Genomic DNA, 13,294 nt, shown 5'->3' on the forward strand with positions numbered 1-13,294 from the left:
TGGGCCGCAGGCGCCGGCGTCGCAGTGGGCTGGGCCGCAGGCTGGCCACAGGCCGCCAGCATCGGCACGAGTAGCGTGAAGAGCGCTACCAGCGTCAGCAGAGTCTTGCGCATGTCTTCTTCTCCTGATCTACGACGATCGGATCCATTCAGAAGGGCTATGGGGGCGAGCATAGCCTTTCTGTTGTGACGCCCCAAATGGTACGCCTCGCAATCTGTGAGTCGGCGCGATTATAGCACATGTAGCGCAACCTTTTCAACGGTATCCCGTATGTTATACTGAAGTCGTTACACAAAGGATAGAAGCTATGTCACACTACTGCCGCTTCAGAATAGTGCTGGTTGGATACGGTGAATCGTCGTGAGTTCACGGTCATCGTGCCGTGAACTCGCTTTGTTTCTATGGCGGATATGTGCGTGAGGAGGGGCTATGACCATTCCAGTAGGGATTGCACTGGGGTTATTAGCGTGGTTCATCGTTCGGTACATTGCGTTGAGTTTCTACACCGTCGATCAGAACGAACGAGCCGTCAAGACCATCTTTGGCCGGGCCGAACGCTTGCCGGGGCCGCCAGTTGATGATCCGTTTCTCGAGTATATGCGGCCCGATGAGCGCGAGCGCTATCGCTATCCGCAAGTGCGGGTGATCCCTCCCGGTGGCCCGTACTTTAAGTGGCCGTGGGAGCGGGTCTATAAGGTGTCGATCGCGACCCAAACCATCAATATGGCGCTCGATTTGGAAGATCCAACCGCGAATCAGGGCGGCAGGGTGCTAGAAGCGGTTACGAAAGACCAGCTCAACGTTGGCTTGAAGGGCCAGATCCGCTATCGCGTGTCGGAACGGCATCTCTACGCCTATTTGTTTGGCGTAAAAAATCCGGTCGTGCATGTGATGGGCTATTTTATCTCGATCTTGCGCGAACGGATCGCCAACTTTGCCGCGCCGGCGACCGAAACCGGGCAGTTGAATGCAATGCCGTCCGAAAGCTCTGAAGTGACCGGCGTCTCGATCAACGATCTGCGCAAGAATTTGCGCGATCTCAACGAGCTGATGGATCGCGAGTGCTTGTCGTCGGCAGCGCGGTATGGGATCATCCTCGATGCCTCGCTGATCACCGAAATCGATGCGCCGTCAGAGGTCGAGTCGGCGATGGCGGCGATTAACACCGCCCATAATCAAGTGTCGTCAGACATTAGCCTTGCGCAGGCCGCTGCCGACCAAAAGATCGTCCAGTCGAAACGCGCAGTCGAGATCGAGACGCTCAAAGCGCAAGCCGAAGTGGAGCCATTGCTCGCGTTAGCCGAGCAGTTGCGGGCCTTGAAGGCGAGCGGTTCTGACGCACTGCCAGCCTATTTGCGCAATGTCCGGCTTGGTCTGTATCAACAGGCCGAGCGAGTGATTATGGAGGTGGATCAATGAACTTCTTGCTCTCCACGATTGTGGTGGCGTCGATTACGTTCGTCGCTGCGTTTATTCTCGCGCCGACCTTCTTCGGCTTGTTACGCTTGTTCGGCTTCTACACCATCGTTCACGAAGGCACCTGCCACGTCTATACCCTGTTCGGCAGCGTGGTTGGCGTCTTGCGCGAGCCGGGACTGGTGATTTTGCCGTTCCATCTGGGGATCAACGCTTTTCTGATCGGCTTCTTTGGCCGGCGGTACGTGATCGACATGCGGCTCGATCAGCGCTATCTGCGCAGCCAGCCAGTCAATTCGGAAGAGGGTGCGCCGATGGGGATCGGCGTTTGGTACGAGATGGCGGTGGTTGATCCGGTGGCCTACCTGTTCAAGAACGTCGATCCGCAAGGCTCGCTGGCGGCGAATGTGAGCAATGCGGTGGTGCGTACGCTCAGCAATATGCCGTTGGCGCAGATGCTGGAAAACCGGCACGCGATGAGCCAAGCGGTGCGGGCCGAGGTGTCGCCGAAAGCGGCTGAGTGGGGCTACCGGCTGGGGTCGGTCTACATCCGCAAAGTTCACTTCCGCGACATCAATATGATCCGGCAGATCGAGGCCAAGGTGGTAAACCGGCTGCGCCAAGTGACGTCGGCGATCTTGCAAGACGGCGCCAACCGGGTGAATATCATCACGAGCACTGCCGAACGGCAAGCGGCGATCGAGTTTGCCCGCGCCAAAGCGGTGCGTCCGCAAATCCTCGGTCAGGCGCTGGCGCGCATCGGCACTGATCCGGAAGTGCGTGATGCACTGTTTACCATTCTCGAGCTGCAAAATCTAGCCGAAAGCAAGGCGCGGGTGACGCTGGTGCCGTCGCAAGCTGATAACCGGATCATGCCAGCGTTGATGGCTGCGCAAGACGGGCGCCGGTAGGGTCGCTGCGTCGCGGCCATTACTAAACCATGACGCGGGGGCGATACCATGCCCCCGCGCCATGCTTGTTTTGCTAACAGCGTATTCGTCCCATTCATCACCCATTCTGCTCAAGGGCCTGTTCGGCCTGCATTGCCATCGCCCGCAGTTGTTCAAACAGCTCGATATTAAGCAATACCGCCGATGGATACCCTTTCTGGGTGATCACTACTGGCTGCCCACTCACCTTGGCTCGTCGAATGAGCGCTGCAAGGCTGGCCGCAGCCTGCGAGATCGGTACTACGCCTCCCTGCAAATCGATATTAATTGACCGTGCCATGTTTACACCCCTTTGGATTAGTGCCGGTGATAGTGTAATTGCATTGTATCACGTTGGATACAAGCTGTATAGATCAGATTTATACTGTCTTTGTTCATTATTATGCATAGAAACAGTGGTCATAGGTGTGTTTGTGCTGCCATGATTGACCAAGGCGGCTGGTCAATTTCCGGTGAAACCACTCGGCATTCCGAATCGTTGCTGCCAATGTAGACACTGCTTTAATACTCTACCAACGTCATTCTAACAATACCTTGCTATTGTATAGCCAAGCTCGAAATGAGAGCACGACCACTAAAAAGAAATAACACGATGATGCAAGGAGGACGGCTATGACGAACATCACCCGCTGGGATCCCTTCCGCGAGATGACCCAACTGCTTGACGATACCTTCTTCACCGGCTTCACTGGTGTGATGCCGCGCAACGGCAGCTTGGTGCCGGCGCTCGACTTGAGCGAGACTGCTGATGCCTATCACGTCGAGATGGCGGTGCCCGGCATGACCGCTGATCAACTCAACATCACCTTCGAGAACAATGTGCTGACGATCAGCGGTGAGATTACGCAGAGCAGCGATCGCAAGGATCGCCAATATCACGTCACCGAGCGCCGCTATGGCCGCTTCAGCCGCAGCATCCGCCTGCCCAATCAGATCCATCCGGATCGGATTGAGGCCCGGCTTGAGAATGGTGTGCTGACGGTGACGGTACCGAAGGCCGAAGAGATCAAGCCGCGCAAGATTGCGGTGAACGTCGCTCAATAGTCGTCGCGCCACGCATCACCGGTTGGTACGTAGGGACATTGCTTGGCAATGTCCCTACGTTCTTTGCACACACACCGTTCTTCATCGAGTACAATACCTCTATACCCCACGTGTTGGCGGAATCATGGCAGGGATGCCGGCTGAGCGATGCCTTCACTGGCAAGGAGACGGCATGAACGAGATTGATGATGAATTGCTGCAACAAGCCCATTATTGGATGCGCCTGACCCGCGCGCTTGATGATCGCGGCACCTTCCTGCACAAGCAGAGCAAAATTGTCGGCGGTTACTTTTCGCAGATCGGCCACGAAGCCCTCAGTGTGGCCGCGGCACTCAGCCTTGGCCCTAGGGATATTGTCGCGCCGATGCACCGCGATCTTGGCGCGTATCTGGTGCGCGGCCTGACCCCGCGCCGGATTGTGGCCCAGTGGTTAGGTCGCGAGACAGGAGTGACCCGCGGGCGCGACGCGAATTTGCACGGCATGGGTGATCTCAGCTTGGGGATTATCGGCTTTATTAGCCATTTGCCCGCCTCGACCGGCGTGATAGCCGGCGTGGCCCATGGCATCAAGCTGAAAGGCGAGCCGCGGGTGGCGATGTGCTTTTTTGGTGATGGCAGCGCTTCGCAGGGGCTGGCCCACGAGGCGATGAATTGGGCGAGTGTGTTTAAGTTGCCGATGGTCATTATCTGCGAAAATAATCAGTATGCCTATTCCACCCCTCTCAGCCGCCAGATGGCGATCGAGCATATCGCGCAACGGGCTGCCGGCTACAATATGCCGGGGGTGATTGTTGACGGCAACGACTTCGCCGCGGTGTACCACGCCACGAAAGAGGCGGTCGAGCGGGCGCGATCCGGCGGCGGCCCAACCTTGATTGAATGCAAGACGATGCGCATGCGCGGCCATGCCATCCACGACAATATGGCCTACGTGCCTAAAGAGCTGCTGGCCGAGTGGGAGGCGCGCGATCCGATTGCCCGCATCGAGGCTGAATTGCGCGCGCGCGGCTTGCTCGATGATGCCAAGCTGGCCGCGTTGTTGGCCCGGATCGAAGCCGAACTCGACGAAGCGCAGGCGTTTGCCGAGGCGTCGCCGTACCCTGACCCGGCAACCGTGACCGATGGCGTCTATGCCTAATGCGCTGGCAGGAGGAAGTCATGACGTGGGATCAAGGATTGCATAAAGCGACCACCGTACTGGCCGGCGAACAGGGGACGCGCGAGCTGACCTATCTGGAAGCGATCCGGGCTGCTTTGCGCTACGAGATGCAGCGCGACCGGCGCGTGTTGGTGATGGGTGAAGATATCGGCGTCTATGGCGGCGCGTTTAAGGTGACGCAAGGCTTGATCGAGGAGTTTGGCGAGGATCGGGTGATCGATACGCCGATGACCGAGCTGGCGATGATCTACGCCGCGATCGGTATGTCGTTCGAGGGCTTTGTGCCGGTGGTCGAGATGCAGTTCGCTGACTTTATCTCGACCGGCTTCGATGCGATTGTGCAATTCGCTGCCACCAACCATTTTCGCTGGCGGCAGCCGGTGCCGATCACCATCCGCGCCCCCGGCGGCGGCGGTCTCCGCGCCGGCCCGTTCCATTCCCAATCCAACGAAGCATGGTTTGTCCATACTCCCGGCCTCAAGGTCGTTGCGCCGGCCACCCCTGCCGACGCCTATGGCCTGCTGCTCAGCGCCATCCGCGACCCCAACCCGGTCATCTATTACGAGACCAAATATCTCTACCGCTCGCTGAAAGGGATGGTGCCGGAGGGTGAGGCGTTGGTGCCGATTGGACGAGCGGTGGTGCGGCGCAGCGGCGAAGAGTTGAGCATTATCGCCTACGGCGCCATGGTGCACGAGGCGCTCAGCGCGGCGAACGAACTCGAACGCGAGGGACATAGCATTGAAGTGATCGATCTGCGCACGCTCAAACCGCTCGATGAAGCGGCGATTGTGGCCACCGCGCGCAAGACCGGCAAAGTGCTGATCGTGCATGAAGCCAACCGCACGTGCGGCGTCGGCGCTGAAGTAGCCGCGCTCATTGCCGAGCAAGCCTTCGAGTATCTCGATGGGCCGATCACCCGGTTGGCGGCACCCGACACGCCGGTGCCCTATAGTCCGCCGCTCGAAGACGCTTACCGGCCCAACGCCGCCAAAATTCTCGCCGCCGCCAGTGAGTTGTTGGCGTATTAGGGGTTGGGGTGTGCGGCTAGGCATTACTCCCGTGCTCGCGGGAGATTGCCGCGCGGGGGCAGCGCAGCGCTCTGCCCCTCCGCGTGGCTCGCAATGACAAGTGGTGCGCAGGGAACCCGGCCCTGAAGGGCTGGGCTAGGGGTACGAAGCCCGCTGCGCGGGCTGGCGCCCTCATCCCCCCGCCCCTTCTCCCACCGTGCGGTGGGAGAAGGGGAGCCGCCGGATTGACGGCAACGACATTGCGGCAGCGGAACGCAGCAGCACCCCGCTCCCGCGCTAGCGCAGGAGCAGGGATGGGGGTGAGGGGAAACCAGCGCCCGCTTGCCGGTTGTCATTGCGCGGGGGCGCAGCCCCCGCAGCAATCTCCCGCTGTGGCGAGAACGAACGCTGAGCGGGTGCGTTCCGTGCTCGCGGGGAATTGCTTCGCCGCGCGGGGGCAGCGCAGCGCTCTGCCCCTCCGCGTGGCTCGCAATGACGGAGGGGGCGCGGCGGCTCGCAATGACATCGGCTCGCCCGCATCTTCGCATGCCGGCGGAATATGCTATCATAGCGCGGATGGTTATGATCGTCGCGCTAGGCGGAGGCATTGCCGCTCTAAGCTCCGCAATACGATAAGAAACCCATGGCCGCTATCGAACTGCATGCGTGGTATCGCCAATATCGCAAACTCAAAGAAGAGGCTGCTGATGCCATTCTGCTCTTCCGCTTCGGCGATTTCTACGAAACCTTCGACGACGATGCCAAGCTGATCGCGGAATTGCTTGACGTAACCTTGACGCGCAAAGAGTACGCGGTCGATAAGCGCGCCCCCAAAGATCAGCAGAAGCTTTATGCGCCAATGGCGGGGATGCCCTACCACGCCGTCGATCGCTATGTCAGCGAGTTGGTGGCGCGTGGTTATCGGGTGGCGATCGCCGAGCAGTTGAGTGAGACCGAGGCGATGCGTAACGATACCCGCCCCCGTTCGGTCTACGCCGCCGGGTTGACCCCGCTCGAAAGCAGCGGCAAGATGGTGCAGCGGGCAATTGTACGGATCATTACGCCGGGTACGGTGATCGATCCGGCGATGTTGCCTGACCGCACCAACAACTATCTGGCTGCGGTGATTGTTGAGGCCGACAAGGTGGGGTTGGCGTATGCCGATCTCTCAACCGGCGAGTTTGCTGCCGCCGAGTTTACCGATGCTCGCGCGCTCATCCAGTTGCAAGCCGAATTAGCCCGTCTCCGTCCCGCCGAAGTGTTGGTGGCGGACGATGAGGCGTTGCGGTTGCCGCATTTGACCCCGGTGCAAGCCCGTCTCAGCCAAGATTTGGCTCCGCTGACTAAGGAAGAGCGCGAGGCGCTGCTGCCCCACGAACGGGTGGCGCGCCGGCTTGACGGCGCCAGTGCGGCGAGTTGGACGCAGGGTGAAGTGACGGAGTGGCCAGCGTGGCGCTGGGAGTTGGCAACTGCGGCTGAGGCGTTGCGCGAGCAGTTGGCGGTGGCTTCGCTGGCAGTGTGCGGCCTCGATAACCGGCCCTTGGCGACGCGCGCCGCCGGCGCGTTGATCCAGTATGCCCAGATGACCCAACGCCAGCGTGTCAGCCAACTGCGCCATCTGCGCGTCTATCATACCGGCGCCTACATGTTGCTTGATCCGCAGACGCGGCGCAACCTTGAGCTGCTCGAAAGCAGCGGGCGGCAAGGGAATAAGGCGTCGCTGATTGGCGTGCTCGACCGGACTTGCACCGTGATGGGGGGGCGGTTGTTGCGGCGCTGGATCACCCAGCCCTTGATTGTGCTCGAACCATTGCAGGTGCGCCAGAATGCCGTGGCCCGGCTGGTGTTCGAGACGATGGCTCGCCTTGAGTTGCGTTCGGCGTTGGCCGAACTGCCTGATATGGAGCGGGCGCTGAACCGGATTGCGCAAGGGATCGCGGTGGCGACGCCGCGCGATATGGTGCAGTTGCGGGCTTCCTTGCGCAAGCTGCCTGCTGTGGCGCAAGCGGTTGAGCACCTCTTGCCCGATCTGCTCGCGCCGGAGATGGCCGGCGAACCAGCGCCGGCGCTCGATCTGTGCAGCGATGTGCTCGATCTACTCGAACGGGCGCTGGATGAAGACCCGCCGGCCCTGCTCGGCGCGTCAAACTATCTGCGCGCCGCCGAAGAGGGTGGCGAGCGTCCGCGCAGGGTGATCCGGCCCGGCTTCGACCAGCGGCTCGATGCGTTGATCAAGGCTAGCCGCCATGCCCAAGAGTTCATTGACCGCTTGGAGAGCAAAGAACGCGAACGCACCGGCATTCGCTCGCTCAAGGTGAGCTACAACCAAGTCTTCGGCTACTATATCGAGATCTCGCGCGCGGTTGACCCTAAGCTCATCCCGGCGCACTACGAACGCAAACAGACGCTGGTCAACGCCGAGCGATATGTCACCGAAGAACTGAAATATTACGAGAGTCTGCTGAGCGATGCCCGCCTGAAACTGGTCGATCTCGAACGCGACATCTTCCAGCGCCTATGTGACGAGATTCAGCAGCACCTCGACCGGCTGCGGGCAACGGCAGCGGCAGTGGCGCGGCTCGATGCGCTGGCGGCGCTGGCTGAAACAGCGGTGCGCGGGCGCTATGTGCAGCCGGCGCTACGCACCGATCGGGTGTTGCGCATCAAGCAAGGCCGCCATCCGGTGGTTGAACGTACTCTCAGCGAGCCGTTTATCGGCAATGACATCGAGCTTGACGGCGACAATGTGCAGATTCTGATCATCACTGGCCCCAATATGGCCGGCAAGAGCACCTTCTTACGCCAAGTGGCCTTGATCACGCTCATGGCGCAGATCGGCTCGTTTGTGCCGGCTGATGAAGCCGAAATTGGACTGGTCGATCGCATCTTCACCCGGATTGGCGCGCAAGACGACATTGCCACCGGCCAAAGCACCTTTATGGTCGAGATGACCGAAACCGCAGCGTTGCTGATGCAGAGCACACCCCACTCGCTGATCATTCTCGATGAAGTAGGTCGTGGCACCAGCACCTACGACGGCATGGCGATTGCGCGAGCCGTGGTGGAATACATCCACGACGACCCGCAGCTTGGTTGCCGGACGCTGTTCGCCACCCACTACCACGAGCTGACCGCGCTGGAAGGTGAGTTGGCGCGTGTCCGCAACTACCACATGGCGGCGGTCGAGCGCGATGGGCGGGTGGTCTTTCTGCATGAACTGCGCCGCGGCGGCGCCGATCGTTCGTATGGCATTCACGTCGCCGAGCTGGCCGGCATTCCGGCGAGCGTCATCCGGCGCGCGAACGAATTGCTCGCTGAGCTGGAAGGGTGGGCGGCTAAACCGGTGGCGGTGCGTAGCCATGTAGAGCCGGATAGCGTGACGGAACCGCCGGCGCCGGCAGCGCCGGCCCGTCCGCCAGTGCCGAGTATGCAACTCTCGTTCTTTGATCTCGCGCCGCATCCGGTGGTAGAGTACATACGGAGGCTGCGGATCGAAGAGTTGACCCCGCTAGAAGCGTTAAACCGGCTGGCCGAATTGCAGCGGCTGGTCGATCAGGGATAGAAACGGAGCAGGAAGTCTGTGCAGATCGCCCGCGACCTTACTCCCGGCTTGGCCAACCGGGCGACAGTGTTAACCATTGGCCGTTTCGATGGCGTCCATCTCGGCCATCAACAACTGATTCGCACCACGGTAGAACGGGCGCGCACGCTTGATATGCTCAGTGCGGTGCTGACGTGGGAACCACATCCGCGTGCGGTATTACAACCCGGCCAGCCGTTGCAACTGCTGAGTGATCTCGATGAAAAGATCGAGCAGATCCGGCGGCTCGAACCGGATCTGCTCATTGTTGCCCCCTTTACCGAAGAGATTCGCCGCATGGCAGCCGCCGAGTATATGGCACGGATTAGCGCTGCGCTGCCGGTGCGCGAGATCTGGGTAGGCGAAGATTTTGCCATGGGGCGCGGGCGTGAGGGTGACATCCCGCGCTTGATGGAGATCGGGCGAGGGTTGGGGTTTGCGATTGGCGCGCTCAGCAAATATACCGTCGCCGGCATTCCAGTCAGCTCGTCGCGCATCCGCGAGCTGGTGCTGGCCGGCAATGTGGCTGGCGCAGGCGCTTTGCTGGGGCGCCCGTTCGCGCTACGCGGAATTGTGACCCGCGGCGACGGGCGGGGACGCCAAATCGGCTTCCCTACCGCCAATGTGCAAGTCAGTCCCGATGTCGCCTTGCCGGCCAACGGTGTCTACGCCTGCCGGGCCTATCTCACCACCGGTGCAGTTGTGCCGGCAGTGACCAACATCGGCGTCCGCCCGACCTTCGACGGCACGCGGCGCATCGTCGAAGCGTATTTGCTCGATTGGGAGGGCGACCTCTACGATCAACCGCTGCGTCTTGAGTTGCTGATGCGGCTGCGCAACGAACGCAAATTCAACGGCATTGACGAGTTGGTCGCCCAAATCCATCACGACGTGGCCGAAGCTCGGGCCGTGTTAGGCGTACCCGTGCGGTAGGCGGAGCACCGCGGCGTCGTGCCCCGCCTACCGCGCCGTCCAACCCAAAGCGATTTCGTACACCGACCCAGTGATGGCGCCGGCGGCATCGGAACAGAGGAACGCCGCCAAGCCGGCTACTTCAGATGGCTCAATCAGACGCTTAATCGCTGCCGGTTCGAGCATCACCTTCTCGATCACCTGATCTTCGGGAATGCCGCGGGTACGCGCTTGATCGGCGATCTGTTTTTCGACTAGCGGCGTGCGCACATACGCTGGTGCGATCAGATTAACGGTAATCCCGTAGGGGCCGCCCTCTAGCGCTGCGGTGCGGGTGAAACCGAGCAAACCATGCTTCGCCGAGATATAGGCGCTCTTGAAGGGCGAAGCGCGCAGGCTATGCACCGAACCGATATTCACAATCCGCCCGCGCCCATTGGTCTTCATGCTCGGCCAGACATACTTCGTCAGCCGGAAGGGGGCGGTTAACATCACCGCGATCATCGTCTCCCACCGATCTTCGGGGAACTCTTCGATCGGATCAATGTGCTGAAAGCCGGCGTTGTTGATCAGCGCATCTACCCGGCCATACGCATTGAGTGCCGCATCGACGGCTTGCCGGCAGCCAGCCTGCGTCGCGAGATCGACCCCCACAAAGATACCGCCGAGCCGTTCGGCGATCGCCTCACCAGTCGGGTTGGGCAAATCAACGATCACGACCCGATAGCCATCGGCAGCAAACCGTTCTGCGCAGGCCAAGCCGATCCCGCTTGCTGCGCCGGTAATCAGCGCCACATGCCCGTTCATCGTTGAACCTCCTCTTACACACGCCCGTTGCCGCTATTGTAGCATAGCGCGGTGAGGCTGCGTCGCTGGGTTGGGGAAGCTCAAAGCTGCAAGACCGCGCGGATTGCCGCTACGATCGCGGGCGGCGGCTGATCGGCATTGACGTGATGCGCCAACCCGCGCGCCGCATAAAAGTCGAGCACGGGGGCGGTCGCTTGCTCGTAGAGCTGGAGGCGGGCGCGAATGACGTCGGGTTGATCGTCGTCGCGTTGCAGCAAGACACCGCCGCGGGCCAAGCATTGGGCGACGGTCTCGGTATCGTCGATATGCAACGTCACATCGCGCCCATCGGGGCTGCGGCAGACGCGGCGACCACTGAGGCGATGAATGATCGTCGCTTCGCTGAGATCGAGCACTATCACGGCATTGACTTGCCGGCCCTGTTCGGCCAGCAGCGTTTCGAGCATCTGCGCTTGGGCCACGCTGCGCGGATACCCATCGAGCAGGCATGGCTGTGCCGGAGGGATTGCGTGCAGCCACGAGCGCATCAGCTCGGCTATCAGCGCGTCAGGCGTCAATTGCCCGTGTTCGATCAACGCCCCAATCTGTTGTCCGATTGGAGTTTGGTCCCGAATCTCGGCACGCAATTGCTGGCCGGTGGCAATAATGGCCATCCCGGTCTCGCGTGCCAATTGGGTGGCGATGGTCGTTTTGCCTGCACCGGGCGGGCCGATCAAGAGAATCGTTGGTGCTGTCACTCTGATACGTTAATTCGATACGCGTGCAATCGCTTCATCAATGCCGCGATAGTTCGGGTTAAGGCGCTTGGTCTCTTGGAATGCGGCTAACGCCTCTGCGCGCCGGCCCTGCTCTTCGTACGAACGGCCTAACCCAAAATAGGCGCTGGCGTAGGTTGGATCAAGCTCAACCGCTCGCTTAAACATTGGTTCTGCTTCGACGTAGCGATCGCTGAGCAAGAGGCTCCAGCCGAGACCATTGAAAATCTCTTCTTTTTGATCGTCGATTTGGCGGGCACGTTCAAACGCCTCGATCGATTCAGTGTACCGCTCTTGGTACTGCAAAATCCAACCAAGCCCATTGTAGCCTAGCACCGAATAGTCTTTGCGTTCGATGGAAGCGCGATACGCCTCTTCCGCCTCTTGATACAACGTGTCTTGGGTGGCTTGATCAGTGCTGTTAAAGCCAGCGAACAGTTTGGCTTCACCCAGATAGCCGTAAGCGATCGCCGAATGGGGATTGCTGTCAATTGCTTGTTGGAAGTAGTCGATCGCTTCATCCCACTGGTCATCGTCGAAGGCGAGCCGGCCCAGCCCGAGCAGGGCGAGGCTTTGGTTGGGGTTTAGCTGGAGGGCCTTATCGAAGGCTCGGTGTGCCTCGCTAGCGTTGCCGTCAAAATAGGCAACCCAACCAAGACCGGCTTGGGCAGGGCTGAAGTTGGGGTCAAGCTCGAGCGCAGTCTTGAATTCAGCCTGTGCTGTTGCGTTATCGTCAGCAGCCAGATAGATGGAGCCGAGTTCGTAGTGAAAGAAGGCCAATGCTGGATAGCTGTCAATTGCAGCTTCAAGGTTGGTAATCGCTTGCTCAAGCACGTTCGGGTCGTTACGCAGCTGAAAATCTTGCCCGAAAGCCCAGCCGATCAGGGCTCGGGCAAAGGCGCGGTTGAGCGGATCGGCGGCGTCGAGCCGGTCTTCCGCATTGCCGATCGCAGTAAATGCGTCGTTCATGAGGCTATTGTTGCGGCTGGTTTCGGCATTAGAAGCTAGCGCTGCTGCGTATAACGCATAGCCAAGTGCGATCGAGTCGCTGACGGCGATTGCTGTTTCACCTGAATTGCGCGCCGTCACCACATCACCGAGCTGGAAGAAAGCGTAACCGCTGATGCTATGCCCAAGTGCCTGCGCTTGCCGGTCAGAGGAGGTCACTAATGGCGCAGCGGCAGCAATCGCATCTTCCCAGTTGCCCTGTGCCAACAAAGCGCCAGCTAGGCGGGCATGGGCGGTCAGATTGTTGGCATCGGCGTCAAGGGCCGAGCGATACGCGCTGATCGCATCGGCTAAGCCGCCGGGGCGGGCTAGCGCTGTGTCACCATCGGCAATCAATTGATTGGCTTTACTGACGACCTCTGGTTCGCTAGGACGAGAAAAGACAAAGGCGGCGATACCACCGCCGATGAGCAGCAGCACCACAATGATTCCCGCGATGATCCCAACCGGTGCGCCTTTGCGGGTGGTTTGGGCCAGTACTGTTGGCGCATTCAGCGGGTTGGGGGCGGGAACGGTTGGCGCGGCGCTGTAGGGTTGCGCGACTGGCGCTGCCGGCGCTTGCACGTACACTGGCGGGGGAGTAGGCGGTGTGCCGTAGGCCGGCGGCGGAGTGGCTGGGGAGCCATAGGCCGGCGGGGCGGGTGGCGGTGTGC

The 13,294-nt window shown here is 60.5% G+C and carries 11 protein-coding genes; 7 read left to right on the forward strand and 4 right to left on the reverse strand.

From position 1 onward, the window contains the following. The first annotated feature begins 429 nt into the window (after positions 1-429). Together U9R81_RS16565 and U9R81_RS16570 are read left to right on the forward strand one after the other, a co-directional pair. Positions 430-1,419 (forward strand): SPFH domain-containing protein, encoded by a 990-nt coding sequence (locus U9R81_RS16565; RefSeq protein WP_322496534.1) that lies wholly within the window; start codon positions 430-432, stop codon positions 1,417-1,419. Next, positions 1,416-2,327, forward strand: coding sequence for an SPFH domain-containing protein (locus U9R81_RS16570; RefSeq protein WP_322496535.1), 912 nt, complete (start codon positions 1,416-1,418; stop codon positions 2,325-2,327). The genes U9R81_RS16565 and U9R81_RS16570 overlap by 4 nt, the downstream gene beginning before the upstream one ends. Before the next feature lie 97 nt (positions 2,328-2,424). Here the strand turns inward: U9R81_RS16570 and U9R81_RS16575 are convergent, their stop codons facing one another. After that, positions 2,425-2,646, reverse strand: coding sequence for a type II toxin-antitoxin system prevent-host-death family antitoxin (locus U9R81_RS16575; RefSeq protein WP_322496536.1), 222 nt, complete (start codon positions 2,644-2,646; stop codon positions 2,425-2,427). A 332-nt stretch (positions 2,647-2,978) separates the two neighbouring features. Here U9R81_RS16575 and U9R81_RS16580 point away from each other — a divergent pair, with 332 nt between their 5' ends. The 5 genes from U9R81_RS16580 (at position 2,979) to U9R81_RS16600 (ending at position 10,092) form a co-directional block, all read left to right on the forward strand. Beyond that, positions 2,979-3,410: an Hsp20/alpha crystallin family protein gene (locus tag U9R81_RS16580; RefSeq protein ID WP_066791560.1), complete on the forward strand. Its 432-nt coding sequence runs from the start codon at positions 2,979-2,981 to the stop codon at positions 3,408-3,410. 172 nt (positions 3,411-3,582) lie between these two features. Next, the gene (locus U9R81_RS16585) at positions 3,583-4,548 is read left to right on the forward strand and encodes a thiamine pyrophosphate-dependent dehydrogenase E1 component subunit alpha (RefSeq protein WP_322496537.1); all 966 of its coding nucleotides are present in this window, start codon (positions 3,583-3,585) and stop codon (positions 4,546-4,548) included. Positions 4,549-4,568: 20 nt separating this feature from the next. Further along, positions 4,569-5,600: an alpha-ketoacid dehydrogenase subunit beta gene (locus U9R81_RS16590; protein WP_322496538.1), complete on the forward strand. Its 1,032-nt coding sequence runs from the start codon at positions 4,569-4,571 to the stop codon at positions 5,598-5,600. 622 nt (positions 5,601-6,222) lie between these two features. After that, positions 6,223-9,141 carry a DNA mismatch repair protein MutS gene (mutS, locus tag U9R81_RS16595; RefSeq protein WP_322496539.1) on the forward strand — a complete coding sequence of 973 codons (2,919 nt, stop codon included), beginning with the start codon at positions 6,223-6,225 and terminating at the stop codon, positions 9,139-9,141. 18 nt (positions 9,142-9,159) lie between these two features. Beyond that, positions 9,160-10,092, forward strand: coding sequence for a bifunctional riboflavin kinase/FAD synthetase (locus tag U9R81_RS16600; protein ID WP_322496540.1), 933 nt, complete (start codon positions 9,160-9,162; stop codon positions 10,090-10,092). Positions 10,093-10,119: 27 nt separating this feature from the next. Here the strand turns inward: U9R81_RS16600 and U9R81_RS16605 are convergent, their stop codons facing one another. The 3 genes from U9R81_RS16605 to U9R81_RS16615 all read right to left on the reverse strand — a co-directional run. Continuing rightward, a complete protein-coding gene (locus U9R81_RS16605; protein ID WP_322496541.1) occupies positions 10,120-10,878 on the reverse strand; it encodes a 3-hydroxybutyrate dehydrogenase in 759 nt (252 codons plus the stop codon). 80 nt (positions 10,879-10,958) lie between these two features. Next, positions 10,959-11,615, reverse strand: coding sequence for a nucleoside monophosphate kinase (locus U9R81_RS16610; protein WP_322496542.1), 657 nt, complete (start codon positions 11,613-11,615; stop codon positions 10,959-10,961). 9 nt (positions 11,616-11,624) lie between these two features. Next, positions 11,625-13,294 (reverse strand): tetratricopeptide repeat protein (locus U9R81_RS16615; RefSeq protein ID WP_322496543.1); only part of this gene is annotated, 1,670 nt, incomplete at its 5' end.

It is taken from the genome of Chloroflexus sp., assembly GCF_034435895.1.
Taxonomy (GTDB): Bacteria; Chloroflexota; Chloroflexia; order Chloroflexales; family Chloroflexaceae; genus Chloroflexus.

Bases quoted from the DNA above. Each gene is read 5' to 3' on its own strand.
- U9R81_RS16565 (WP_322496534.1), top strand. From the start codon at position 430: ATGACCATTCCAGTAGGGATTGCACTGGGGTTATTAGCGTGGTTCATC.
- U9R81_RS16570 (WP_322496535.1), top strand. From the start codon at position 1,416: ATGAACTTCTTGCTCTCCACGATTGTGGTGGCGTCGATTACGTTCGTC.
- U9R81_RS16575 (WP_322496536.1), bottom strand. From the start codon at position 2,646: ATGGCACGGTCAATTAATATCGATTTGCAGGGAGGCGTAGTACCGATC.
- U9R81_RS16580 (WP_066791560.1), top strand. From the start codon at position 2,979: ATGACGAACATCACCCGCTGGGATCCCTTCCGCGAGATGACCCAACTG.
- U9R81_RS16585 (WP_322496537.1), top strand. From the start codon at position 3,583: ATGAACGAGATTGATGATGAATTGCTGCAACAAGCCCATTATTGGATG.
- U9R81_RS16590 (WP_322496538.1), top strand. From the start codon at position 4,569: ATGACGTGGGATCAAGGATTGCATAAAGCGACCACCGTACTGGCCGGC.
- mutS (WP_322496539.1), top strand. From the start codon at position 6,223: ATGGCCGCTATCGAACTGCATGCGTGGTATCGCCAATATCGCAAACTC.
- U9R81_RS16605 (WP_322496541.1), bottom strand. From the start codon at position 10,878: ATGAACGGGCATGTGGCGCTGATTACCGGCGCAGCAAGCGGGATCGGC.